The 23,162-nt window shown below is 60.0% G+C and carries 25 protein-coding genes; 16 read left to right on the top strand and 9 right to left on the bottom strand.

Annotated elements, in window-relative coordinates:
• The first annotated feature begins 67 nt into the window (after positions 1-67).
• From ribE to HBO41_RS19480, 8 genes are all read left to right on the top strand, one after another.
• Positions 68-544: a 6,7-dimethyl-8-ribityllumazine synthase gene (ribE, locus tag HBO41_RS19515; RefSeq protein ID WP_003176356.1), complete on the top strand. Its 477-nt coding sequence runs from the start codon at positions 68-70 to the stop codon at positions 542-544.
• Complete coding sequence (gene nusB / locus HBO41_RS19510; protein ID WP_017135996.1) at positions 541-1,041, top strand: transcription antitermination factor NusB; 501 nt, start codon at positions 541-543, stop codon at positions 1,039-1,041. Before ribE ends, nusB begins: the two co-directional genes overlap by 4 nt.
• Before the next feature lie 16 nt (positions 1,042-1,057).
• On the top strand, positions 1,058-2,023 hold the full coding sequence (gene thiL, locus HBO41_RS19505) for a thiamine-phosphate kinase (RefSeq protein ID WP_169987421.1): 966 nt from the start codon (positions 1,058-1,060) through the stop codon (positions 2,021-2,023).
• A gap of 55 nt (positions 2,024-2,078) precedes the next feature.
• Complete coding sequence (locus tag HBO41_RS19500) at positions 2,079-2,804, top strand: ABC transporter substrate-binding protein (RefSeq protein WP_099547555.1); 726 nt, start codon at positions 2,079-2,081, stop codon at positions 2,802-2,804.
• Between the two features lie 129 nt (positions 2,805-2,933).
• Positions 2,934-3,551: a GTP cyclohydrolase II gene (gene ribA / locus HBO41_RS19495; RefSeq protein WP_017135999.1), complete on the top strand. Its 618-nt coding sequence runs from the start codon at positions 2,934-2,936 to the stop codon at positions 3,549-3,551.
• On the top strand, positions 3,548-3,967 hold the full coding sequence (locus tag HBO41_RS19490) for a nuclear FMR1 interacting 1 family protein (RefSeq protein ID WP_056861922.1): 420 nt from the start codon (positions 3,548-3,550) through the stop codon (positions 3,965-3,967). The genes ribA and HBO41_RS19490 overlap by 4 nt, the downstream gene beginning before the upstream one ends.
• The gene (locus HBO41_RS19485) at positions 3,964-4,764 is read left to right on the top strand and encodes a cobalamin-binding protein (RefSeq protein WP_138451027.1); all 801 of its coding nucleotides are present in this window, start codon (positions 3,964-3,966) and stop codon (positions 4,762-4,764) included. The genes HBO41_RS19490 and HBO41_RS19485 overlap by 4 nt, the downstream gene beginning before the upstream one ends.
• Before the next feature lie 128 nt (positions 4,765-4,892).
• Positions 4,893-5,258: a hypothetical protein gene (locus tag HBO41_RS19480; protein ID WP_099547558.1), complete on the top strand. Its 366-nt coding sequence runs from the start codon at positions 4,893-4,895 to the stop codon at positions 5,256-5,258.
• A 21-nt stretch (positions 5,259-5,279) separates the two neighbouring features.
• Here the strand turns inward: HBO41_RS19480 and HBO41_RS19475 are convergent, their stop codons facing one another.
• From HBO41_RS19475 to HBO41_RS19450, 6 genes are all read right to left on the bottom strand, one after another.
• Positions 5,280-7,175 carry a TonB-dependent receptor domain-containing protein gene (locus tag HBO41_RS19475; protein WP_169987419.1) on the bottom strand — a complete coding sequence of 632 codons (1,896 nt, stop codon included), beginning with the start codon at positions 7,173-7,175 and terminating at the stop codon, positions 5,280-5,282.
• 137 nt (positions 7,176-7,312) lie between these two features.
• Positions 7,313-9,211 carry a 1-deoxy-D-xylulose-5-phosphate synthase gene (dxs, locus tag HBO41_RS19470; protein ID WP_017136004.1) on the bottom strand — a complete coding sequence of 633 codons (1,899 nt, stop codon included), beginning with the start codon at positions 9,209-9,211 and terminating at the stop codon, positions 7,313-7,315.
• Between the two features lie 110 nt (positions 9,212-9,321).
• Complete coding sequence (locus tag HBO41_RS19465; protein ID WP_138452003.1) at positions 9,322-10,209, bottom strand: polyprenyl synthetase family protein; 888 nt, start codon at positions 10,207-10,209, stop codon at positions 9,322-9,324.
• Positions 10,206-10,448, bottom strand: a complete 243-nt coding sequence (locus tag HBO41_RS19460) for an exodeoxyribonuclease VII small subunit (protein ID WP_003176346.1) — start codon at positions 10,446-10,448, stop codon at positions 10,206-10,208. The genes HBO41_RS19465 and HBO41_RS19460 overlap by 4 nt, the downstream gene beginning before the upstream one ends.
• A gap of 150 nt (positions 10,449-10,598) precedes the next feature.
• A complete protein-coding gene (locus HBO41_RS19455; protein ID WP_017136005.1) occupies positions 10,599-10,967 on the bottom strand; it encodes a MerR family transcriptional regulator in 369 nt (122 codons plus the stop codon).
• A complete protein-coding gene (locus tag HBO41_RS19450; RefSeq protein WP_099547562.1) occupies positions 10,906-11,550 on the bottom strand; it encodes an NAD(P)H-dependent oxidoreductase in 645 nt (214 codons plus the stop codon). The genes HBO41_RS19455 and HBO41_RS19450 overlap by 62 nt, the downstream gene beginning before the upstream one ends.
• Before the next feature lie 207 nt (positions 11,551-11,757).
• Here HBO41_RS19450 and HBO41_RS19445 point away from each other — a divergent pair, with 207 nt between their 5' ends.
• Positions 11,758-12,789, top strand: a complete 1,032-nt coding sequence (locus HBO41_RS19445) for a YhcG family protein (RefSeq protein WP_169987417.1) — start codon at positions 11,758-11,760, stop codon at positions 12,787-12,789.
• 59 nt (positions 12,790-12,848) lie between these two features.
• On the opposite strand, the gene HBO41_RS19440 is transcribed toward HBO41_RS19445, so the two are convergent.
• On the bottom strand, positions 12,849-16,019 hold the full coding sequence (locus HBO41_RS19440; RefSeq protein ID WP_169987415.1) for a hypothetical protein: 3,171 nt from the start codon (positions 16,017-16,019) through the stop codon (positions 12,849-12,851).
• A 654-nt stretch (positions 16,020-16,673) separates the two neighbouring features.
• Here HBO41_RS19440 and HBO41_RS19435 point away from each other — a divergent pair.
• From HBO41_RS19435 to HBO41_RS19405, 7 genes are all read left to right on the top strand, one after another.
• Positions 16,674-17,255, top strand: a complete 582-nt coding sequence (locus HBO41_RS19435; RefSeq protein WP_032865490.1) for a YjfI family protein — start codon at positions 16,674-16,676, stop codon at positions 17,253-17,255.
• A 17-nt stretch (positions 17,256-17,272) separates the two neighbouring features.
• Complete coding sequence (locus tag HBO41_RS19430; protein ID WP_017136010.1) at positions 17,273-17,971, top strand: PspA/IM30 family protein; 699 nt, start codon at positions 17,273-17,275, stop codon at positions 17,969-17,971.
• A 171-nt stretch (positions 17,972-18,142) separates the two neighbouring features.
• A complete protein-coding gene (locus HBO41_RS19425) occupies positions 18,143-18,703 on the top strand; it encodes a rhomboid family intramembrane serine protease (protein WP_099547565.1) in 561 nt (186 codons plus the stop codon).
• Positions 18,704-18,875: 172 nt separating this feature from the next.
• Positions 18,876-19,538: a DUF2491 family protein gene (locus HBO41_RS19420; protein ID WP_099547566.1), complete on the top strand. Its 663-nt coding sequence runs from the start codon at positions 18,876-18,878 to the stop codon at positions 19,536-19,538.
• Between the two features lie 15 nt (positions 19,539-19,553).
• On the top strand, positions 19,554-19,982 hold the full coding sequence (locus HBO41_RS19415) for a DUF350 domain-containing protein (RefSeq protein ID WP_017136013.1): 429 nt from the start codon (positions 19,554-19,556) through the stop codon (positions 19,980-19,982).
• Between the two features lie 18 nt (positions 19,983-20,000).
• The gene (locus HBO41_RS19410; protein ID WP_017136014.1) at positions 20,001-20,714 is read left to right on the top strand and encodes a DUF1190 domain-containing protein; all 714 of its coding nucleotides are present in this window, start codon (positions 20,001-20,003) and stop codon (positions 20,712-20,714) included.
• Between the two features lie 12 nt (positions 20,715-20,726).
• Positions 20,727-21,884: a glutathionylspermidine synthase family protein gene (locus HBO41_RS19405; RefSeq protein ID WP_169987413.1), complete on the top strand. Its 1,158-nt coding sequence runs from the start codon at positions 20,727-20,729 to the stop codon at positions 21,882-21,884.
• A 140-nt stretch (positions 21,885-22,024) separates the two neighbouring features.
• Here HBO41_RS19405 and ycaC read toward each other — a convergent pair whose 3' ends face one another.
• Both ycaC and HBO41_RS19395 read right to left on the bottom strand, forming a co-directional pair.
• A complete protein-coding gene (ycaC, locus tag HBO41_RS19400) occupies positions 22,025-22,657 on the bottom strand; it encodes an isochorismate family cysteine hydrolase YcaC (RefSeq protein ID WP_099547568.1) in 633 nt (210 codons plus the stop codon).
• 123 nt (positions 22,658-22,780) lie between these two features.
• Entirely contained in the window at positions 22,781-23,161 is a 381-nt protein-coding gene (locus HBO41_RS19395; protein ID WP_099547569.1) for a Zn-ribbon domain-containing OB-fold protein, read from the bottom strand.
• Position 23,162 lies beyond the last annotated feature (1 nt).

Here is a 23,162-nt window from a genome sequence, read left to right as displayed (position 1 = left end):
TGTTCGCGGTTAAATCATCACTGAGGGACGCACTTTTCGCGTCCCGGCTCTTTAAGAGATTTGTCGAATGACCCTGAAGACCATCGAAGGTACCTTCATCGCCCCCAAAGGCCGCTATGCCCTGGTGGTTGGCCGCTTCAACAGCTTCGTGGTTGAAAGCCTGGTAAGCGGTGCCGTGGATGCCCTGGTTCGCCACGGTGTGAGCGAGAGCGACATCACTATCATCCGCGCCCCTGGCGCCTTCGAAATTCCACTGGTTGCGCAAAAAGTTGCACAGCAGGGTGAATACGCGGCGATCATCGCCCTGGGCGCGGTCATTCGGGGCGGTACTCCGCACTTCGAATACGTGGCTGGCGAATGCACCAAGGGCCTGGCCCAGGTGTCCATGGAGTTCGGCGTGCCAGTCGCTTTCGGCGTACTGACCGTAGATTCCATCGAGCAAGCCATCGAGCGCTCCGGCACCAAGGCCGGTAACAAGGGCGCAGAAGCTGCCTTGTCCGCACTGGAAATGGTTAGCCTGCTGTCGCAGTTGGAGGCCAAGTGATTTCCGACGAGAGCGATCAGTTCAACCCACAGGATCCGCGTCCAGCCGATGCCGGCAAGCCATCCAAAAGCGAGAAGCGCCGTAAGGCGCGTCAACTCGCGACCCAGGCGCTGTACCAGCGCCTGATGGCCGGTGCCTCGCTGAACGAAATCGAAGCGCAGTTTCGCGTCGACAACGACTTCACGTTTGCCGACCAGAGCTACTTCCACGATATCCTGCACGGTGTGCATGCCAACCTGACCGAGATCGACACGGCTCTGGCGCCATGCCTGGACCTGACCATTGAAGAACTCGACCCGGTTGAACTGTGCGTGATGCGCCTGTCCACCTGGGAGTTGCTCAAGCGCGTCGACGTGCCTTACCGCGTGGTGATCAACGAAGGTATCGAGCTGGCGAAAGTCTACGGTTCGACCGACGGCCACAAGTTCGTCAACGGCGTGCTCGACAAGCTGGCCCCGCGCCTGCGCGAAGCTGAAGTGAAGGAACACAAGCGCTAAGTCGCTTGAGTCCTGAATGGGTGAGTTCGAGCTGATCCGCAATTACTTCGCTGCCGCGCCTTGTGCGCAGGGCGGTGAAGGCATTGCCTTGGGGATCGGCGACGACTGCGCCCTGCTGGCGCTCCCTGCCGGGGAGCAGTTGGCAATCTCCACCGATACGCTGGTGGCTGGCGTGCACTTCGCCGACCCCTGTGACCCGTTCCTGCTCGGCCAGCGCTCGTTGGCCGTGGCAGTCAGCGACCTGGCCGCCATGGGCGCCCATCCTCTGGCCTTTACCCTTGCACTCACCACACCCACCGTCGATGCCGATTGGCTGCAACGCTACGCCCAGGGTTTGAACGCCATGGCGCAAAGCTGCGGCGTGGGGCTGGTGGGCGGCGATACCACGCGCGGGCCGCTGAGCCTGACCCTGACCGTGTTTGGCCGTGTGCCGGCCGGGCAGGCGCTGGTTCGCAGCGGTGCGCAGCCGGGTGATTTGCTGTGTGTGGGTGGTGAGCTGGGTAACGCTGCCGGCGCTTTGCCGCTGGTATTGGGGCAACGCACGGCGGACGCAGCTATCGCTGATCCGCTGCTCGCCCATTACTGGTCGCCGCAACCGCAGTTGGCGCTGGGCCTCGCGCTTCGGGGTAAGGCCACGTCTGCGATGGACATCTCCGACGGCCTGCTGGCCGATTGTGGGCATATCGCCAAGGCATCGGCTGTCAGGCTGGTCATTGAGCGTGAGAAACTGCCGTTATCCCAGGCGTTGCTGGCGTTTGTTGGCGATGACGGTGCCCGTGTGGCCGCGTTGAGCGGGGGCGACGACTATGTGTTGGCGTTCACCCTGCCACCGGCCGAGCTGGCGCCGCTGTTGGCGGACGGCTGGCCGATTCACGTGATCGGCCGGGTCGCGGCGGGGCAGGGCGTGACGCTGATTGACGCCGCCGGGCAAGACATCACGCCAGCCGTGCGCGGCTATCAGCATTTTCGCGACACGCCGTAAGCGACAGACCTGCGCTACCCTCTATACGGTTATCCCTGTACAGGAGGTAGTCACCATGGGTGTGCGCCGTTGGCTGCTGATAGTGTTGTGCGCTCTCGCAACCCAGATTCTCGCCGATGAAGCACCTGTCCCTGGCAAGATCATGCTGGCCAGTGAGCAGTGGAACGACTACACCAACAAAGATGGCAGCGGCCTGGCCTGGGATGTGTTGCGAAAGATCTTCGAGCCGGTGGGCATTACCGTGCAAACCCGCAGCGTGCCCTATACCCGTTCGGTCGGCCTGGCCCAGCGTGGCGAGGTGGATGGCTGGGTCGGTTCCTATCGCGACGAAGCCAGTGGCGTGTTGTACCCGCACTGGAATTTCGACTCCGACCACATCTACGCCCTAGGGCTGGCAGCCACACCTGCACCGAGCATCGCCACGCTGGGCAATTATCGTTTGGCCTGGGTGCGCGGCTACAAGTACGAGGAATACCTGCCGAATGTGCGCCGCTTCAACCCGATAGAACGTCGGAGTGGCATCCTGCCGATGCTGCAACACGGCCGCGCCGACTTCTATATTGATGCCCTCACTGAAGCCAAATACGTGCTCAGCCAGTCGGATGACCCGGCGCAATTCAAGCTCACTCATATAGCCGAACTGCCGCTCTACATAGGCTTTGCCGACACCGAGCGTGGGCGGGCATTGATGGGGGTTTATGAGCAACGCATGGCCACGCTGGTGAAGAGCGGCGAGTTGAAAGCGATTTTCGAGCACTGGAAACAACCGTACCCGTTCTGACCTGCATAGAACCAGGACGAAGGCCAATCGAACCTATTGATCTTTATCAGCGATAATTCAGCTTAAGCGTCTGTAGGAACCTGCTGTTACAATGACGCCCTCTGTGAAATCTGAAATCAGGAGCACACGGTGCCCGTCGTTTTCGTCGCCGCTTCCAAGCTGCCTACCCCTTTTGCCACGTTCACCATGAACGGCTTTCTAGAAGAGGCCACTGGCCGCGAGCACGTCGTGCTCAGCCTGGGTGATATCGCCGACGGCGCGCCGGTGCTCGGCCGCGTGCATTCCGAATGCCTGACCGGCGACGCCTTGTTCAGCCAGCGCTGCGACTGCGGCTCGCAACTGGAAGCGGCGATGCGCGCCATTGCCCGTGAAGGCCGTGGTGTGCTGCTGTACTTGCGCCAGGAAGGCCGTGGCATTGGCCTGATGAACAAGATTCGCGCCTACGAGCTGCAAGATGGTGGCGCCGATACCGTCGAAGCCAACGAGCGCCTGGGTTTTGCCGCCGACCAGCGCGACTACGCGATATGCCTGCCGATGCTGGAGCATTTGGGCGTCAAATCCCTGCGCCTGATGACCAACAACCCGCGCAAAGTCAAAGCCTTGACCGAGATGGGCATCACCGTGGCCGAGCGCGTGCCGCTGCACACCGGGCAAAACCCGCACAACAAGCTCTACCTGGCCACCAAAGCCAGCAAGCTCGACCACATGATGGGCAACGAGCATCAGGGCGAGGTCGACCGCGCGTGACCCGTGGCCAGGTAAAACGGCGACTGTCCTTCAACTGGTGGCAGTACCTGGCCCTGGCATTGCTCCCGTTGTTCGTGCTTAACCTGGTGTTCGGGCAAGCCCAATCCCTGCTTCCTGTGTTGGCCATGCCGTTCTTTATTGCCGGCGTGGCCTCGATGTTTCTGAGCCTGCGTTATTTTCATGGCTATAAACACGCACTGATCGCCACTTCCAAAGCTCTCGATACGCCCGAAGAACCGGCTGCGTGGATTACCCTCGCGGCCCGTCGGCGTGCGGCTTTGCTGGTAGCCGCACTGCCGGCCTGGATCGGCGCGTTGGCCGTGTTCGTCGGCCTGGAAGCGGTGCCGCTGTGCCTGCTGGCGCTGTCGACACTGGTGCTGTTCTATCTCTATCGCATCCCGCGTCAGCTGGGATGATGCGTGTTTGGCTGTCGCTTCTGGTGCTGGCATTCAGTGCCCAGGCGATTGCGGTTGAACGCGTCGTCAGCCTGGCGCCGTCTCTCTCCGAAATCGTGGTCGAACTGGGCGCCGCCGACCTGCTGGTGGGCGTGCTCGACGGCGGCGAGCGCCCGGCGGCATTGGCCCAAGTGCCGTCGGTTGGGCAATACGGCCAACTGAATATGGAGCGCTTGCTCAGCCTCAAGCCCGACCTCATTCTGCTCTGGCCCGGCAGTGTTGGCCCGGCCCAGCGCGAGCAATTGCAGCGCCTGAATATCCCGGTTTATGTGGCTGAACCCCATAGCCTTGAACAGCTGACGGCCCAGGTACAAGCCATCGCTCAACAATTGGGCCGCGAAGCGGCGGGGCGCACGCTGGCCGCGCAGTTACGCCAACGCTTGGCCGAACTGCGCCAACGCTATCAGCGCGCCGAACCGTTACGTGTGTTTTATCAGGTATGGAACCAGCCGCTGTACACCGTGGGCGGCGGGCAGATCATCAGTGATGCCTTGGAGGTATGTGGCGCACGCAACGTGTTTGCCGACCTCAAGCTGCCCGCGCCGCAGGTCAGCGTCGAGTCAGTGTTGCAGCGCAATCCCCAGCTGATCCTGGCGGGTGATCAGGCGCAACTCGACGAGTGGAAGGCCTGGCCTCAGATCGCGGCGGTGGCTGAAGGTCGTTTGCAGGTCGTGCCCGACAAGGGGCTGGAGCGGCCCAGCGGGCAGATGGTTGAGGCCATCGCGAAGCTCTGTCAGGCAATGGCTGCCCAGCGCTGAGAGTCGCTGTGTTTTCGTCTGCTGCGGTGCGATTAGTCTGTCAAAACCATCGGATTTTGCCTGGCGATCTACCCGCCTAGGAGTGCTAGTTTCGCGGCTCTCCCATTCGAGCTGATCAAGGACACATCATGCGTTATCTATTGGCGATGGCCGGCGCCGCTTTCGCATTGGCGCTTATAAGCGGGTGCGATATTTCCCAAAGAATTTCCGAACTGAGGACATTTGGTAATCACCCTGTGGTGGACAGGACCGCAACGGTGGACAGCACCCAGCAAGACCTCCTCACTATCCAGAAGCCTGCGAAAATCACCTCGATCCGTGGCGGCACCTCCCAGTGCTTTGATTACGCGTTGGAGCGCGATGGTAAAAGAGCCGATTATTTCGTCTCGTTCACCTCCCAGGGTTGGGCAAATGCCTGGGGCTACTCAACGTGCAGCAAGGAGGTGGCAGCAGGCGGTCTGACGTCTAACGAGCGGATCAAGAGGCAGTACTGACCATTGATAGTGCGCGCTGGGTTACAGTTCCGGCGTCCAGGTCACTCCGAACAACAGCGCCCGGCCTTCTTCCCGGTAGCCGTATTGTTGGCCTTGATACTGATACAGCGCCCGGCTGTAGTCTTTGTTCAGCAGGTTATCGACCTTCATGTTCAATGTTACTTCACGGTTCACCGCCCAACTGGCGCGAAGCCCCAGCAACCCGTAACCACCCAACCGTTGCTGGTTTTTCGGGTCATCGTAGCTGCTGCTTACCGCTTGCCAGCTGGCGCCGACGCCAAACTGATCGAATTGGCGATCCAGATCCAGGCTCACCGTGCGTCTGGCGCGGCGGGCCAATGTGCGGCCGGTGTCGCGGTCGCGTGGGTCAATCATCGCCAGCCCGAGGCTGCCTTGCCAGCCGAACAGTTCTTGCTTGAGCGCTGCTTCGAAGCCATTGATGCGGGCCGAGCTGACGTTTTGTGGGCCGTCGCTGCCGAACACGATGGCGTCCTGAATATCGGTGCGGTACAGCGACGCCTCCAGGCGGCTGGTGTCGCTGAGCTGGCTGCGCCATTGCAGTTCATAGCTTTTGGAGGTTTCGGGTTTCAGGTTTGGGTTGGCGTTTTTGAAGCCGTATTCGTCCGGGTAATAAAGGTCGTTGAAGGTCGGTGCGCGGAAGCCTTCGCTGTAACTGAACAACAGGTCGTTATCCGGGTTCACCGGCAGGGTCAGGGTGCCGCTCCAGCTGTTGTGACCGCCGAATTGCTGGTTCTGGTCGCGGCGCAGGCCCAGCTCGGTGGAAAAATACTGTGTTTCAAAGCGGTGCTGGATAAACGCGGCGCGGTTCCAGCGGCTGTCTTCGGCGAGCACCGTACTGCTGTTGACCCGGTCTTCGTACCAGTCGCCGCCCAGGATCAGGCTGTTCTGATCATTGAGGGTCAAGTCGTTCTGCCAGGTCAGCGAGTCGCGGTAGGTGTTGAACACACTGCGGTCGTCGCTGAGTTTATCCAGGGTTTTTTCGCGGTTTTCGCTGTGACCCAGCTCCAGGCGAGACTTCCACGCATCGTTGAGGCGCGCGTCGACATAACTGCTGACGCTGCTGACGGTGAAGTCTGTATAGGGTTGTTGCTGGAAGCTCTGATAATTGAGCGAGTCATAGCGACCAAAAGGGTTGTCGAATTCGCTTTTGCCACGGTTATCCAGCACATTCACGCCAGCGTCGATCTCATCGGTGAAGGCATGGCTCAGGCTGAAACTGATGGCTTGGTTGCGATAAGCATCGTGGTCGCCATCGCTCGGGTACGACGTGCGTGTGCGGTTGATCCCCGCCGTGTCATCCAGACTGGCGCCAAGGCTGAAGCGGGTTTGCTGGTCGCCGCCGGACAGTCCCAGGCTGCGCTCCCACGTCTGATTGCTGCCAAAGCCCACGTGCAGGCGCGGTTGCAGGCCCGACTCGGTGTTGCGCCGGGTGAAGATCTGAATCACCCCGCCAATCGCATCGCTGCCGTAGATCGCCGAGCGCGAACCGCGCAACACTTCTACGCGCTCGATCTGGTCGATGTTGAGGTATTGCAGGTTGCTGGTGCCGGTGGTGGAGCTGCTGATGCGCTGACCATCCACCAACACCAGGCTCTGGGCGGTGGACGTGCCGCGCACATACACGTTGGTCACGCTGCCACGGCCACCACTTTGCGCCACCTGCACACCGGGCACACGGCTGAGCAAGTCGCTCACGCTGGAGGGCTGCAAGCGGTCGATGTCGTCGCGGGTAAACACGCTGTTGGCGGCGCTGCTGTCGTTACGCGCCTGCACCTGGCGGTTGGCACTGATCACCACGTCGGAGAGTTTGAGGGCGTCGTCGCGCTCGAAGCTGTCGGCCAGCACGGCAGTGGCGGGGAGCAGCAGCAGGGGCAGGGCAAAGCGAAGGCGATTCATGGGCTGTCCATAGCATTGAGCAGCAATACAAAAACAATGTGGGAGCTGGCTTGCCTGCGATGCGGTCACCTCGGTTTTTCAGTAAGACCGAGGTGATGCTATCGCAGGCAAGCCAGCTCCCACATGTTATGAGTGTTTTACAGGCCGAGCAGCGCCATGCGCGCGCGCACCGAAGCCTCGATCCCGGCCTCATCCAGGCCACATTCGGCCAGCATCTGCGCCGGTTTGGCGTGTTCCACATACACATCCGGCAAGCCCAGGTGCAGCACCGACTTGAGGATGTTCTCCCGGGCCAGGAACTCACTGACTGCCGCACCTGCGCCACCCATAATGGCGTTTTCTTCGACGGTCACCAGCAGCTCGTGGCTGGCGGCGATTTCACGCACTAAGGTCTCATCCAGCGGTTTGACGAAGCGCATGTCGACCACGGTAGCGTCGATTTTCTCGGCGACCTTCAGGGCTTCGGCCACTTGCACGCCGAACACCAGAAACGCGACCTTGCTGCCCTGGCGGCGCACGATGCCTTTGCCAATCTCGATCGGCTCGAGGTTTTTCTCGATTACCGCATTCGGGCCGTTGCCGCGCGGGTAGCGCACGGCAGCCGGGCCGTTGTACAGGTGGCCGGTGCTGAGCATCTTGCGCAGTTCGTTTTCGTCGCTCGGGGTCATCACCAGCATGCCGGGGATGCAGCGCAGGTAGGACAAATCGAAGCTGCCGGCGTGAGTCGGGCCGTCTTCGCCGACCAAACCTGCGCGGTCGATGGCGAACAGCACGTCGAGGTTCTGCACCGCCACATCGTGAACAAGCTGGTCATAGCCGCGTTGCAGGAAGGTGGAGTAAATCGCGACCACCGGCTTGGCGCCTTCACAGGCCATGCCGGCGGCGAAGGTCACCGCGTGTTGCTCGGCAATTGCCACATCGAAGTAGCGCAGCGGGAAACGCTCGCTGAACGCCACCAGGTCGGAGCCTTCCTTCATCGCCGGGGTGATGCCCACCAGGCGCGGGTCGGCGGCGGCCATGTCGCACAGCCATTCGCCAAACACGCCGGAATACTTCGGCCCGCTGGCTTTTTTCGGCGCAGCGGCGGGCGCATCCACGGGTTCGAGCTTGGTGATGGCGTGGTAACCAATCGGGTCGACTTCTGCCGGAGCGAAGCCTTTGCCTTTTTTGGTGACGATATGCAGGAACTGCGGGCCCTTGAGGTCACGCATATTGCGCAGCGTGGCGATCAGGGTCGGCAGGTCATGGCCGTCGATCGGGCCGATGTAATTCCAGCCCAGCTCTTCAAACAGGGTGCCGGGTACCAGCATGCCCTTGGCATATTCTTCGGTACGCCGGGCAATTTCCCACGCGCCGGGCAGGCGCGAGAGCACCTTCTTGCTGCCTTCGCGCATGCTGGCGTAGGTGCGGCTCGAAAGGATTTTTGCCAGGTAATTGGACAGGCCACCCACATTGCGCGAAATCGACATGTCGTTGTCGTTGAGGATCACCAACATGTTGGCGTCCACTTCCGGCGCGTGGTTCAGTGCTTCAAAGGCCATGCCGGCGGTCAGCGCGCCATCACCAATCACCGCAATCGCCTTGCGATCGCTGCCTTGCAGGCGGGCGGCAATTGCCATGCCCAGCGCGGCGCTGATGGAGGTGCTGGAGTGGCCGACGCCAAAGGTGTCGTACTCGCTTTCGGAGCGGCGCGGGAAGGCGGCCAGGCCGTCCTTCTGGCGCAGGCTGCCCATGCGCTCGCGGCGGCCTGTTAGGATTTTATGCGGATACGCCTGATGGCCCACGTCCCACACCAGCCGGTCGTCCGGGGTGTCGAACACGTAGTGCAAGGCGATGGTCAGCTCGATGACGCCCAGCCCGGCACCGAAATGCCCACCGGTCTGGCCGACCGTGTAGAGCAATTCCAGGCGCAACTCATCGGCCAGGGTTTCCAGCTCGGCTTCACCCAGTCGACGCAGGCCGACCGGCGTGACAGCACGGTCGAGCAGGGGCGTGGACGGGCGCTTGCGGGGAATCTCTTGAAACGTCGTGGGCATCAGGCGAATCGTTATAGGTATAGAAGAGGCGGCAGTTTACCTCAAGCGGTGCAAACTGCCCACGCAGGGCGCCGAACTTGGCCGATATGCGGCGCGAAAGGCCGCGGTTATCAGTGGCGGCGTTCGACGATATACCGCGCCAGGTCGCGCAGTGGCTCGGCCGCCGCGTCGAAAGGTCGCAGGGCGTCCAGGGCCTGGTCGCGCAGTTCCAGGGCGTAAGCCTTGGCGGCATCAAGGCCCAGCAACGCCGGATAAGTCGGTTTGTCTCGTGCGATATCCGCGCCTTGGCGTTTGCCCAGGGTGGCAGTGTCACTTTCCACGTCGAGAATGTCGTCCTGCACCTGAAACGCCAGGCCGATGGCCCGGGAGTAAGTCTGCAGGGCCGCCAATTGCGCAGCTTCGGCGCGGCCACTGGCCAGGGCGCCCAAGTGTACGGCGGCTTCGATCAGCGCGCCGGTCTTGTGACGGTGCATATGTTCGAGGGCTTTTTGGTCGAGCTTGAGGCTGACCGAACCCATGTCGATGGCCTGCCCGCCGACCATACCGGCCGGGCCTGCGGCCAAGGCCAGGGCCGTGACCATGCGCAGGCTGATCTCGGCATTCACGCTGTTCAGGCGTGGGTCCAGCAAGGCGCTGAACGCCAGGCTCTGCAAGCCGTCACCGGCGAGGATCGCGTAGGCTTCGTCAAAGGCTTTATGGGTGGTGGGCTGGCCGCGACGCAGATCGTCATCGTCCATGGCCGGTAAATCGTCATGCACCAGGGAATAGGCATGAATCAGCTCAACCGCACACGCCGCGCCATTGGCGTGCTCGGCCGGCGCACCCAGGGCTTCACAGGCCGCATACGCCAGCAGCGGGCGCACACGTTTGCCGCCATTCATCACGCTGTAGCGCATGGCTTCATACAAGCGCTTCATCTGCGGGCCTGGCGCTACGAACAAAGGTTCGAGTGCCGCATTGACCCGGGCCTGGCTGCTGGCCTGATACGCATCGATCATTCGGGCTGTTCCGCATCGAAAGGTTCTTCGGCCAACTCCCCGTCGCGCTCCAGCAACACCTGCACCTTCTGCTCTGCCTGCGCCAACGCGCTCTGGCAGTCGCGAGTCAGGCCGATGCCTTGCTCAAACGCCGTCAACGAGTCTTCCAGCGACAACTCGCCGTTCTCCAGACGCTCAACCAGGGTTTGCAGGTCGGCGAGGGATTGTTCGAAATCGAGTGCAACTTTTTTGCGGGCCATGGCGGCTAATCCGGTAGACGGTAAACCGGCGCGACACTAGCAGACATGGGGATTCTGGGCAAATGAGCGGGGCTGTCACTGGTCTGCCGTTGAGCCGAATAAAATGCTTATTCGGCTCATTTCGTGAGCCGATTAGGCATTTTATTCGGCTCAGCGCATACCGCAGTATTGCCCCTGTGCGTCCTTGAGCTGCGCTTCAAATGCCATCAACCCGGCCTGCATTTTCTGCAGCCCGGCAATCTGCCCGGCCAGTTCGCACTTCTTGCTGGCGATGGCCTGGTCTGCCCTTTCCCAAGGCAACGCATCGCCCTCGTGCCCGTGCAAAATCCCCTGCAACTCCTTGAGCTTGAACCCCAACTGCTGGGCGCATTTGATCAGCGTCAGCAATTCGACACTCTGCGCCGAGTAAACTCGATAACGCCCCGCACGCTGTGGCGCTGGCAGCAGGCCAATCGCTTCATAATGACGAATCGCCTTGATGGTCGTGCCCGACAACTGCGCGGCTTTGCCGATGTACATGAAAACTCCTTTTTTCAAATAGTGCGCCGACCTGTTTCAGCCACGTGTCGCGCTGCGTTGCGGTTGATCCCAGTACAGGTCCGAACATCAGCGTCTTGGTCGGCTTGATGCCGCAAAAGGCCAGGGTCGTGCTGCGCATCTGATGAATCCCCGGCATGCGATAGACCCAGCGGTAATACCACGGCGGCGTGTCCAGGGTCACCAACAAATGGGCGGTGCGGCCCTGCAGCAGCTTATCCGGGAAAGCCTTGCCCTTACGGTATTTGAAGGCAAAGCCGGGTAGGAAAATACGGTCGATGAAGCCTTTCATCAATGCCGGGATGCCGCCCCACCAGATCGGGAAAACCCACGCCAGATGAGTCGCCCAGAGGATATCGGCTTGGGCGCTGAGCAAATCGGGTTCCAAGGCTTGGGGCAGGGCATAGCCGTTATGCAGGACCGGGTCGAAAGCCAGTTCGCCTAGCCGCAGGACGCGTACCTCGTGGCCGGCGATTGTCGCCGCGTGGATGTAGGTATCAGCGACGGCTGAGCAAAAACTGGTGCTGGAGGGGTGGCCGAGAATGAGCAGGATGCGCTGAGTCATGGTGCCGAAGCCTGAAAGTGGGCCTTTCAGGGTAGGGTGTGCTGTATAGGGGAGAGTCAAGGCACGGCCCAGCAATGCGTCGATTTGCAAAGGCCAGCAGGACGTTTCTGTGATCTGTGCAAGGCCCTTCCTGAAGCGCTCGCGGCCCCTTGTGACGGTAAAAACCACTGACTAGCCTGTGCCTCTCCAGTCAAGAGTGAAACGGGCATGAGCGAAACCTCCATCGGCTTGATCACGCCTCCTGTGGGCTACAGCGACTGGTTGAGCGACCTTAAACTGCGCATCCATACGGCCCAGCAGCGAGCAACGCTGGCGGTGAACCGCGAACTGGTGCTGCTTTACTGGCAGATCGGCCACGATATTCTGACCCGCCAGGCCGCGCAGGGTTGGGGCAGCAAGGTGGTTGATCGCCTTGCCCAAGACTTGCGCGCGGCCTTCCCCAAGATGAAGGGCTTTTCGCCGCGCAACCTCAAATATATGCGCGCTTTTGCCGAGGCGTGGCCGAATGCCGAATTTGTGCAACAGGCTGCTGCACAATTGCCGTGGGGCCACAATGTGGTGCTTCTAGACAAACTCCCCGGCCCCGAAACGCGCCGGTGGTACGTCGCCCAGGCAATTGAACACAACTGGTCACGTAGCACGCTCGTGATGCAAATCGAGCATCGCCTGCTGGAGCGCAGTGGCAAGGCCGTCAGCAATTTTGAAGACCATTTGCCCAAGCCCCAATCCGACCTGGCGCGCGAATCGCTCAAGGATCCTTATCGCTTCGACTTCCTCAGCCTGGCTTTGGATGCGCAGGAGCGCGATATAGAAAACGCGTTAATCAAGCACGTCACCGACTTCCTGCTTGAACTGGGCGCCGGCTTCGCCTTTGTTGGGCAGCAGGTGTTGCTGGATGTAGGCGGTGATGAGTTTTTCGTCGACCTGTTGTTCTATCACCTGAAGCTGCGCTGCTACGTAGTGATCGAACTCAAGACAGGCAAGTTCAAGCCCGAACACCTCGGCAAGCTGAGTTTTTACCTGTCGGCAGTGGATGTTCAGCTTAAACACCCACAGGACGGTCCCACCATTGGCCTGTTGTTGTGCAAGAGCAAAAATGAAGTGGTGGCTGAATACGCATTGCGCGACAACAACCGGCCGATCGGCGTGGCGGAGTATCAGTTGGTGGAATCTTTACCGGCAGAGCTACAAACCAGTTTGCCAAGCATTGAGCAGATTGAGCGGGAGCTGGCGGGTTAGGTGCGTTTAACCGTTACAGCCTGCCGATCAGGCAGGCTGCAACCGTTGAATGGATAAAGTCAGGCCCTTTCCTGCTTGCCCGCGTCCATGTCCGTGCTACCCCAGGGCCGCCAGTCATCGGTATGCCGTTCACTGCCATGGGGGCCGCTGGAGCTGGTGCCGCCGGCCAGGAATTTTTCCCACAAGTTCTTGCTGTCGGGGTCGCTGTCCTTGTGCAGGTAGGGCGCCAGCCGCGTCAGGGAGCTGCCTTTTTTGTCTTCGGTTTCCTTGAAGTGTTTCCATTCGTCCGACTGGTACTCGAACATCGATTTGTCGTCCGGCGTGTCGCGACCGCCGTACATATAGGTGGCATAACGCGCGTATTCGAGCTTGTCGCCCCAGTCGTCCTTGGTCACGCCGGCAGCGGCGAGGTCTTTGAAGAACTTGCCTTGGGAGTCGGTGAGCTTTTGCATTTTGGCATGCTCGACCGCCTCTGCGATCAAGGTGCCTGCCACCCCGAAGATCACACCGGCCACGGCGAAAACCGGGCCAGCAATACGGGCGCCGATGGCGAGCCCGCGTACCACGGTGGCGGCAACATCACCGGCCAGTTTGCCAGCCAGGTGAGCGCCTTTGGGGGCGAACATCGCGATGGTATTGGCAATGGCCATACCGGTACCGGATGCACCCCCGCCCAGGGTGAAGGCTGCGTCGGTTTTTTCCAGTGCGGTCTTGGCATTTTTGAGTTTGCGTGCGCCGGAAACGATGTCCATCACGCCGCCGGTCAAATCCAGGCCGGCGCCGCCCATAAAGCGCAGGAACGAGCGCCCGGAGGCGATCGCAATCTCGGATTTTGACGCCGGGCTACCTTTGCCGGGAATGTCCTTGACACCCATGTGTTCGCCAAGGGATTTGGCCGCGTTGTCGTACTCCTTGACCTCATCGGCCGACAGGTTGCCCACGTCGAGTTTCTTGAGGGTTTCGGACGACTCTTTAACCTGGGTGCTGATGGAGGCAGCCAGTGCGTCGGATTTTTCGGTGGCTTTCTTGCCCCAGATATCCGGCAGGTTTTCGTCGATCAGCCCCAGCCATTCAGTGGCTTTGATTTTTGCCGGGCCTTTGCCGTCTTTATCCACGTCAGGTTCATAGGGTTTAGTGCCTCCCAGGGTTTCCACAATGTTCGAACCGAACTTGAGGAAGTCGTTAGTAAAGCTCAAGCCGGCGACCAGGTCTTTGGCGGCGGCGATTTTCTGGTCGTCGGTCATGTTGCCGCCGCCATTGGCGAGCTGCAGGGCGCCGCTGACCAGGTTCATGGTGCCCGCCATGGCACTCAGCCCGCCGGTGGAACTGGCGGTGTGCAACACCGTCTTCAGGGAGCCGGCGGCCGCCTCGCGTTTGTCGCCCAAGCCCTTCAACTGGGTGTCGACCACCTTGTCGATGGCTTTCGGGTCGCCGCTGGCGGCTGCGAGACGAATGGCCGCTGCGATCTGTTTGTTTTCGGCCGGCGTCAGCCCTTTGATATGGCCGTCGAGGATGTCGATCTCATCCTTCATCTTTTTGTACATGTCGTAGGTTTTGTCGCCTTTGTCCAAGCCACCGAGGACGGCGTTGATACCGCCCTTGATCATCGTGAACGAGGCTTTCAACCCACTTTCGGCATTTTCCGGCGAAACCTTGTCGGGGTTCTCCATGTAGGTGTTGAGCTGGTGCGTCATCATGTTCTGGTCGAATGTCTGACGGCGTGCGGTGTAACTGTCCGGTTCGAGGATGCGCAGCGATTCAAAATAACGGTCTACGTCTAACTCGGCCATTTCGGATTTCTTTGGGTCGCCAGAGTCATTCATGGCAATTACATAGTCTTCGAAGTTCAAGTTGGCATCACGCGTGCCGTCTTTGAACAGTGCCGGGAACACTTGCTCGCGAACTTCATTCAAGCGATCTTGCGACAAGCTGCCGACACTGTTCTTAAGTTCTACGTCGTAACGGTCTTTAATGCCTTCTTTGCCCATGAGTGTGGAAATTTCTTTGGCGAGTTTGTCCTCGTCGACCATCTCCTTGACGTCCTTGCCGTTCAACTTGGTCGGGCTCTTATCCGTTTCACGGTAAGTGCCGCTGCCCAGGTTGATACTCTCGGCATAGCCGTACAGGTCATAGCCACTGTCGAGTGCGGCCTGGGCGTCCATCAGCTTGACGATCTTGGCCTCATCCGAGTCCTCGGTCAGCTTGCCGCTCTTGATGTCATCGCGGATGCCCTGCACAAAGTTCTCGGCCGTCTGGCCGCCCACGGTCTTGTCGTTGGGCAGTTCCATGTCCATCAGCCCTTCGGCACCGAAGGTGGGGATGTTGTATTTGTCGCGCAGGGCCTGCACGTCCTGTGGCTCATCAGGCGGCGCGGCCTTGTCGGTATGGGTCGCGTCCTTGACGTGCATCAGGTCGCCCTTGAGGCTTGAGTAGCCGTACTTGCCGAAATCCTGCAAGCGGCCGGCCTCGGTGCCGTGCCGGGCTTCTTTGTCTTTGGTGAAGCCATCAATGCTGTCGTTGTCTTTGTTACGCGCGTCATAACCGGTCAGCAACTTGCCGTTTTCATCGATGCTGACTACATGTTCCAACACCTGGGTGGCGCGGTACGCGGCGTCGGCGTCGGTCTCGAAGTCGCCCACTTGCTTCTTGAGGTTGTCCTTCACATCGCTCTGGTTGCCGAGGTTTTTCAGCAGGGGCGTGGCGTCGATAATCTCCTTGGCCGAACGCGTGTCACCGTCGGGGCGTTTCTGCTTGTCGCCCAGGTCCGACTTGACCACTTCGCCGCGCAGGCTCGAATACCCATACTTGCCAAAGTCCTGCAAACGGCCCGCCTCGGTGCCATGCCGGGCTTCGCCGTCCTTGGTGAAACCGTCGATGCTGTGGTTGCCGACCTCCTTGCCATCGGTGAGCTTGCCGTCTTCGTCGATGTATTCCACGTGCTCCAGCACCTTGGAGGCGCGATAGGCGGCATCCGCATCTTTATCAAAATCACCGACCTGTTTTTTAAGGTTGTCCTTCACCCCGCTTTGATTGCCCAGTTGGGCAAGCAGGGGCGTGTCATCGATGATTTGCTGGGCCGAGCGGGTGTCACCTTCGGGGCGTTTCTGGCCTTTGCCCAACTCATCTTTGGGCGCGGCGGCGGCTTTTTTGACGGACTTTTCCCAGGCAGCGACAGAGCTCTTATTAGTGACCGCGGCGTCCTTTGGGGTCGTTTCTACCTTCGCTACCATGGTTATTCTCCTGATGTAAGTGTGGCCCGGCTATTTTTAAGGCGCGCAGGGCCGTACAACTTCCTGGTTAACTACCCGAGGCTGTTTATTTGATAACAAGAGGGCGGCCTTAGTTGGGTGGCCGCTGTGTATGAGTGCTGTGAATCGCAACGTCACGGAACTACGTCACGGAACTACGTTACGGAACTACGTTACTGAGTTACTGAACTTAGCACGGAGTTTTGGCTGATTCGTAACGCCTTCACAACAATTCACAACGCCAAGGTGATTTCGGAACATTTATGCAGTAAGGCCGGTGCCCGAAAAAAAGCCCGGTGGGCACGGTGCGCTTGCGCTAGAGCGTGGCGAGGCAAGTGTGGGCGCGCCAACAACGGCATTTAACCGTTCATCAGGTTGGAACAATCGAGCCTCAGCCTTGAGCGATGGGCGCTGCTGGGTGGTGCGGGAAAAAGTGAGACAAAAAATCTCACGCGTGAGCTATTGAGCCTGGCGGAAATTGCCTGTAGATTTTCTCACGCGTGAGATTTTCACAACGAGGCCAGTACCATGAAAAGCAGCTCTCCATCGAGCCCGCCCGCAGAGCCCGATACCGATTCAGCAAGCCGCAAGGGAGAGCGCTTGAAACCGCCGGTTAAAAAGCCGTCGAGCTTTTACATGAAGCAGATGCGCGCGGGGCTGGCGGCCGCCGGTTATGTGAAACACGAGACTTGGGTGCTTCCCGAAAACCGAAGCCTGCTCAAGCAAATGGAGAAACAGCTTCGCCAACCGATTCTGGCTGGCTCATTCATGTCGGAGAATTTCATGAGCGCAGGTACCAACTGGAACATCGACCGCCTCTTCAGCGCGCTGCAAGCCCTGGACGAAGTGGTCGCCAAAGACATTACGCTTTCTCTGGTTCAAGGTTCCGAGTCCAGCATCAAACTGGAAATGAACGACTTCGGGGGCTTGCCGATTTACATCGCGGTGGTGGGCGAGCAGATCATCGTCGATACCGTGCTGGTCGACGTCGAGTCCATCAACGACGTAACCGCCTTCAATGACGCCGTGCTGCGCAGCCGGGAGATGTTCCCGTTGTCGTCGATCGGTATCGAGTCCATGCCGAACGGGCAGGTTGTTTACAACATGTTTGGTGCGCTGAGTTCCGACTCCAGCCTGACCAACATCGTGACCGAGGTGAAAACCCTGGTCGATAACGTGCAGCGCGCCAGCGAAGCCTTCGAACGTTTCTTCAATTAAGTATTCGGGAGTATCCAATGACTCAGTCCATCTGGAGCAAATTGTTCACCGCGCTGCGTGGCGGTGCCAGCGAAGTCGGCGAATCGATCGTCGACCAACAGGCCCTGCGCATCCTTGATCAAGAAATTCGCGACGCCGACACAGCATTGGCCAACGCCAAGCGTGAGCTGGTGAGCATCATGGCCAAGCACAAGCTGGCAGCGGATCGCGTAGGCGAGTACGACGCCAAGATCAAAGACCTGGAATCCAAGGCGATGGCCGCTATCCAGGCCAACCGTGAAGACCTGGCCCTGGAAGTGGCCGAAGCCATTTCGACCCTGACCAACGAACGCGACGCCGAGCAAAAGCAGACCGCCGAGTTCGGTGGCTACGCCGACAGCATGCGCAAGGACATCACCAAGGCCGAAAGCCGGATCAAAAGCCTGCGCCAGCAAGTGGACATGGCCAAGGCCCGCGAAAGCGTGCAAAAGGCCCAGGTCAGCGCGTCCGTCGCCAGCGGCGGCGCCAACGGCAAGCTGGAGACTGCGGTGGGTACGCTTAACCGCCTGCAAGCCAAGCAGCAGCAACGTGCCGCTGAGCTGCAAGCCCAGGATGAACTGGCCGAGGCATCGACCGGTACTGACCTGGAACGCAAACTGCGCGAAGCCGGCATCACCCCGGACACCGGCAGCGCTAATGCGATTCTGGAGCGTCTGAAGCAAAAGTCGGCCGAGTAGCGCTTCCACTGCCCGACCCGTGGCGAGGGAGCTTGCTCCCGCTGGACTGCGTAGCAGTCCCATTTTTAGAGCCGCTGCGCAGCCCAGCGGGAGCAAGCTCCCTCGCCACAGTGACCGTGTTCTTTCTAAGCGGGCGGGCATTGACTGTGCCCTTTTTACGTCGAGGTCAGGATGGACGCCCTGAAGGGTTTCAAGACAATCGCAGGCCTGGCCGTGTTCATGGTCGCGCTGCAACTGCTCAATGTCGCCACCGGTTACAGCCTCATGGCATTCGGTCTGATCCCGAGGACCGTGCAGGGCCTGTTCGGCATCCTCACCTCACCGTTTCTGCACGCCTCCTTTGCCCACCTGGGCGCAAACCTGATTGCGTTTGTAGTGCTGGGCACCCTGGTCATGGCTGAAGGGCTCAACCGTTTCATAACCGTCAGCGCGATTATTATCCTGCTGGGCGGTTCGCTGGTCTGGCTGTTCGGGTTTACCGGCGTACACGTCGGTGCCAGCGGCTGGGTCTTTGGGCTATGGGCCTACCTCTTGTCGCGCGCCTGGTTCCACAGGAGCTGGAGCAACCTGTTAGTCGCCGGTGTGGTGGCGGTGTTTTATGGCGGGTTGATCATGGGGTTTGTGCCGCGCCAGGGGATTTCCTTCGAAGGGCATCTGTTTGGTGCGCTCGCCGGCTTTATTGCTGCCAAGGTACTTCTCTCAACACCGCGCAGCAGGTTTAATGCCGGGTGAACGCACTTGCGCCTACCGACGCTGAGGCGATGGCGTCAGGAATCAAGTACCCAGGGAGTCAGGGGCGACATGTCGAATTTTCTTGTGTGGCGCTCGGGCGTCATCTTCCGCTTTTATTGTTTCTCATCTATTCCCTTCTCTATCGCTTCCACCCACCTCAAGGAACTCTCCAATGGGATGGTTTAAACAGTTGATGGGGCTTGAGGCCCCACAAACGAATGCCGAGTCAATATCGCCGCTGCCGACCACCGGCCCGCTAGGCCTGGCGCCCGGCAAAGGCGTGATGTTCGACACCACCCTGAAATTGTTGCTCGATGGGAAAACCTCGGTGGTGATCCCCGGCTCCCAGGAAGTCTGGGCCAACGGCACCGTTGACCTCGGGCAATCGACCTGGCTGTCGCGCTACTACATGAACGACGAAGATTACTGGCTGCAAGTACACACCACCGGCGAAGTCGCCGGGCAGGTCGAGTCGGTGATCCTGTTCAATTACTTGAGCTACGTCACCCTCAGCAGCGAAGCGGAACTGCGCAGGCTGGCAGGCCCACAAAGCCTGATCGGGCTACCGACTTACACCCACAACGGCGTCGAATACACCCGTGTTTGGGGCAGCGAAGCCGGCCAGACCGAACTGGTGGCGATGAGCGAGCGCGTGATAAACCCGGAAGACGCCTATAACGTCGAGCACCGTTCGATGCTGTACGCCCGTGACACCGGCCTGACCGATCGCCGCGAGTTCCTGCTGTTTTCCGTCGAAGAAGATGCCGAGGGTGGCATCAGCCTGAGCACGTCGCTGGGCATTTCGCTGTACACAACCGACCTGACTGCGCTCTAAAAAAGGAAGCCATCCATGCTAGAAGCTCTCTCCATTTCCCTGAACAAAGCCGCCGTGCTCGGCTTTGTCATCTACATCCTGGGGGCTGCGGTGCTGTTCGCGCTGTTCCAGTTCATCTACACCCGCATCACTCCGCACAAGGAGTTCGAACTGATCCGCGCCGGCAACGTTTCGGCGTCGGTCGCCCTGGGCGGCGCGATCATTGGCTTCGCTATTCCGGCCAGCAATGTGATTGCCTACTCCATCAGCCTGCTGGATTTTGTCGTCTGGTCGGTGATCGCCGCCGTCGTCCAACTGCTGGCGTTTCTGCTGACCAGCCTGGTGCTCAAAGGCACGTCCGAGCGCATCAAGAATGGCGAAGTTGCGGCCGGCATCTACGTGGCCGCCGTGGCTATAAGCGTCGGCATGCTGAACGCCGCGTGCATGACGCCCACCCAGTACTGATTGCGCACGGAGCTCTCGATGAAACGAAGCAAATACGTCCAGCTGTCGCTGGCAGCGTCGGTCGCCATGGCGATATCCGGCTGCGGGCCGACCGAAAAAACCTACGATTTGCAGAAGAAGTACAACTTCCAGTCGGTACAGCAGTGCGCCGACGAAAAGCTACCGGTCGACGTCTGCTCCGACGCCTACATGACCGCCATGGCCGAGCACCGCCGCATCGCGCCGGTGTACGACAGCCAGACCGATTGCGATGCCGACTTTGTCGCCGACTGGTGCCAGCAAGACTCCTCCGGCAAGTTCATCCCAAGGCTGGGCGGTTTCGAACTGACCGCCGAAGGCCAGGTGACCCAATCCCAGGTCGATGCGGCCAATGCCCAAGTCGCCGGTTCGCAAGCCAACAGCGGTGGCTCAGGTTTCTCCACCAGCAGCCTGCTGACCGGCCTGTTGATCGGCAACATGCTCAGCAACAATCGCAACAGCTACCGCTCCGAGCCGGTGTACCGCTACCGCGATGATCGTGGCAATTACGGCAACTCGACGCTCAACCAGCGTGTCTCCAACGGGGCGACCTTTGGCCGTTCCAACCAGGCCCGATACGGCAGCAGCAACTACTCCAACACGCTGCGCTCCTCCAGCAAGCCGGTGAACGTCGCGTCGTCCACCTCCCGTGGCGGCTTCGGCAGCAAAGCCAGCGCCCGTAGCGGCTGGGGCGGCGGCGGTTCGAGCAGTTAAGGAAGCCAGGCCATGAAGAAGATCCACTGCGCAGAACGTCATGACTGGAAACAGACCGCCGACAGCCTCGGTTTCCTGTTCCACACCATCGACGGCGAACCTTACTGGGACGAAAGCGCGTACTACCAGTTCACGCTCGAACAAATCGAGCGCGACCTCGAAGACCCGACCACCGAGATCCATGACATGTGCATGGACCTCGTGGCCCGCGTGGTGCAGAACGAGGAACTGCTGGAACGCCTGAGCATTCCCGCGCCGTTCTTCGACATGATCCGCACTTCATGGCTCGAAGGCCACCCGCACCTGTACGGGCGCATGGACTTCTCCTACAACGGCAGCGGGCCAGCCAAACTGCTCGAGCTCAACTACGACACACCCACCAGCCTCTATGAAGCGGCGGCGTTTCAATGGGGCTGGCTGGAGCAATGCATCGAACGCGGCCTGCTGCCCAAGCACGCCGACCAGTTCAACAGCATCGACACCAAGCTGCATCAAGCCTTCGCCCAATTGCAGCTCAACCAGCCGTTCTACTTCGCCTCGATGAAAGACTCGATCGAAGACAAAGGCACCACCGACTACCTGCGCCTGGTCGCCGAAAAAGTTGGTATCGAATCCCGCCACATCGACATCGAAGACATCGGCCTCACCAGCGAAGGCCGCTTCGTCGACCTTGAGGATCGCTGGATTCCCCACCTGTTCAAACTGCACGCCTGGGAGTTCATCTTCCACGAACCCTTCGGCGCCGCGATTGCCCAGAGCGACACCCAGTTCTTCGAGCCCGCGTGGAAAGCCATCCTCTCCAACAAAGGCATCCTGCCGCTGCTGTGGGAGTTCAATAAAGGCCACCCGAACCTGCTTGCCTCCCACCTGGACCCCGACCCCGGCAAAGCCGTGCCAAAGGGCTGGGTGCGCAAACCGTTCTTCTCCCGCGAAGGCGCCAACATCGAACTGCAAACCGACGACGGCCTGATCGTAAAAGAAGACGGCCCCTACACGGACGCGCCGTTTATCCTTCAAGAATTTGCGCCGCTGCCGAGGTTTGGCGACAGCTACACACTGATCGGCTCCTGGGTCATCGCTGACCAAGCCGCAGGCATCGGCGTGCGCGAAGACAACAGCCTGATCACCAAGGACTCAAGCCGGTTTCTACCGCACCTGATTCTCGACTGAGCCACCCCAATTGCAACGCAGCAAAGACCAATTGTGGGAGCGGGCTTGCCCGCGATGACGGTATGTCAGCCACCGAATGTAGTGACTGATTCACCGCCATCGCGGGCAAGCCCGCTCCCACAGGTTAAAGCCGCTCAACCTCACCCCTGACGCGCTGCCAGCACCGAATAGCTGTTCATCAAGTTCCGATAGTTAGGAATCCGCTGCGACAACAAATTCCCCAGCCCCTCGATATCGTTGCGCCAGTCACCCTGCAACTCACACGCCACCGAAAACCAATTCATCATCTGCGCCCCCGCTTGCACCATCCGGCTCCACGCCGCCTGCTGCACCGTCGTATTAAACGTGCCCGACGCATCCGTCACCACAAACACCTCAAACCCCTCCGCCAGCGCCGACAACGTCGGGAACGTCACACACACATCCGTCACCACACCCGCAATGACAATCTGCTTACGCCCAGTCGCCTTGACCGCCTTGACGAAATCCTCGTTGTCCCACGCATTGATCTGACCAGGGCGAGCGATATACGGCGCCTGCGGGAACATCTCCTTCAACTCCGGCACCAACGGGCCGTTGGGGCCTTGCTCGAAGCTGGTGGTGAGGATGGTCGGCAAGTTGAAGAACTTGGCGACGTCCGCCAGGGCCAGCACGTTGTTCTTGAACTCGTTGGGGGAGAAGTCCTGTACCAGCGAGATCAGGCCGGTTTGGTGGTCGATCAGCAGAACAATGGCGTCGTCTTTGTTCAAGCGGCTAAGGGTTGGCGTGCTCATGGTTGAAGTCCTTTTTTGATTGGGTTGGTTTGGCGTTGCGTTCAACATGGGCACAGATTAATGGGTGGGTTGGACGTGATAAATCGGCTGGCATGTGTCTTACCGTCAACTTAAAAAGGACAATCAAACTGACGGAACAAACACGGGGACTTTTTGGCCGCTCGGCGTGGGCGCAAACGCCACCTTGAGCCGTTGCCCGATGCACAAGCGGTGCGCAGCCTCACACTGGATGACCGACAATATCGTTGGCCCTTCGTCGAGCGTCACGTAGGCAATGCAATGCACGTCGTCTGCGCGCCCGCTATAGCTGAAGCTGTACAAGGTGGCGCCACCGCTGGCGACGATCCAATCGGTTGCGGTGCTGCCGGTGAACGGGCTGTGATCGCGGGGGTAGTAGTAGGCCTTGCCGGTGTCCAGGCAACGGCGTAGCAACAGTTGGTCTTGATTGACGGCAGCCCAGAAGGGCGCACTTTCCGCGGTGATGTGCGGTGAGGTCAGTAGCATA

Source organism: Pseudomonas sp. WS 5146, from assembly GCF_012985495.1.
GTDB lineage: Bacteria > Pseudomonadota > Gammaproteobacteria > Pseudomonadales > Pseudomonadaceae > Aquipseudomonas > Aquipseudomonas edaphica.
Note: the sequence above shows the minus strand (reverse complement) of the source record. Positions and strands in the feature narration are given on the sequence as shown.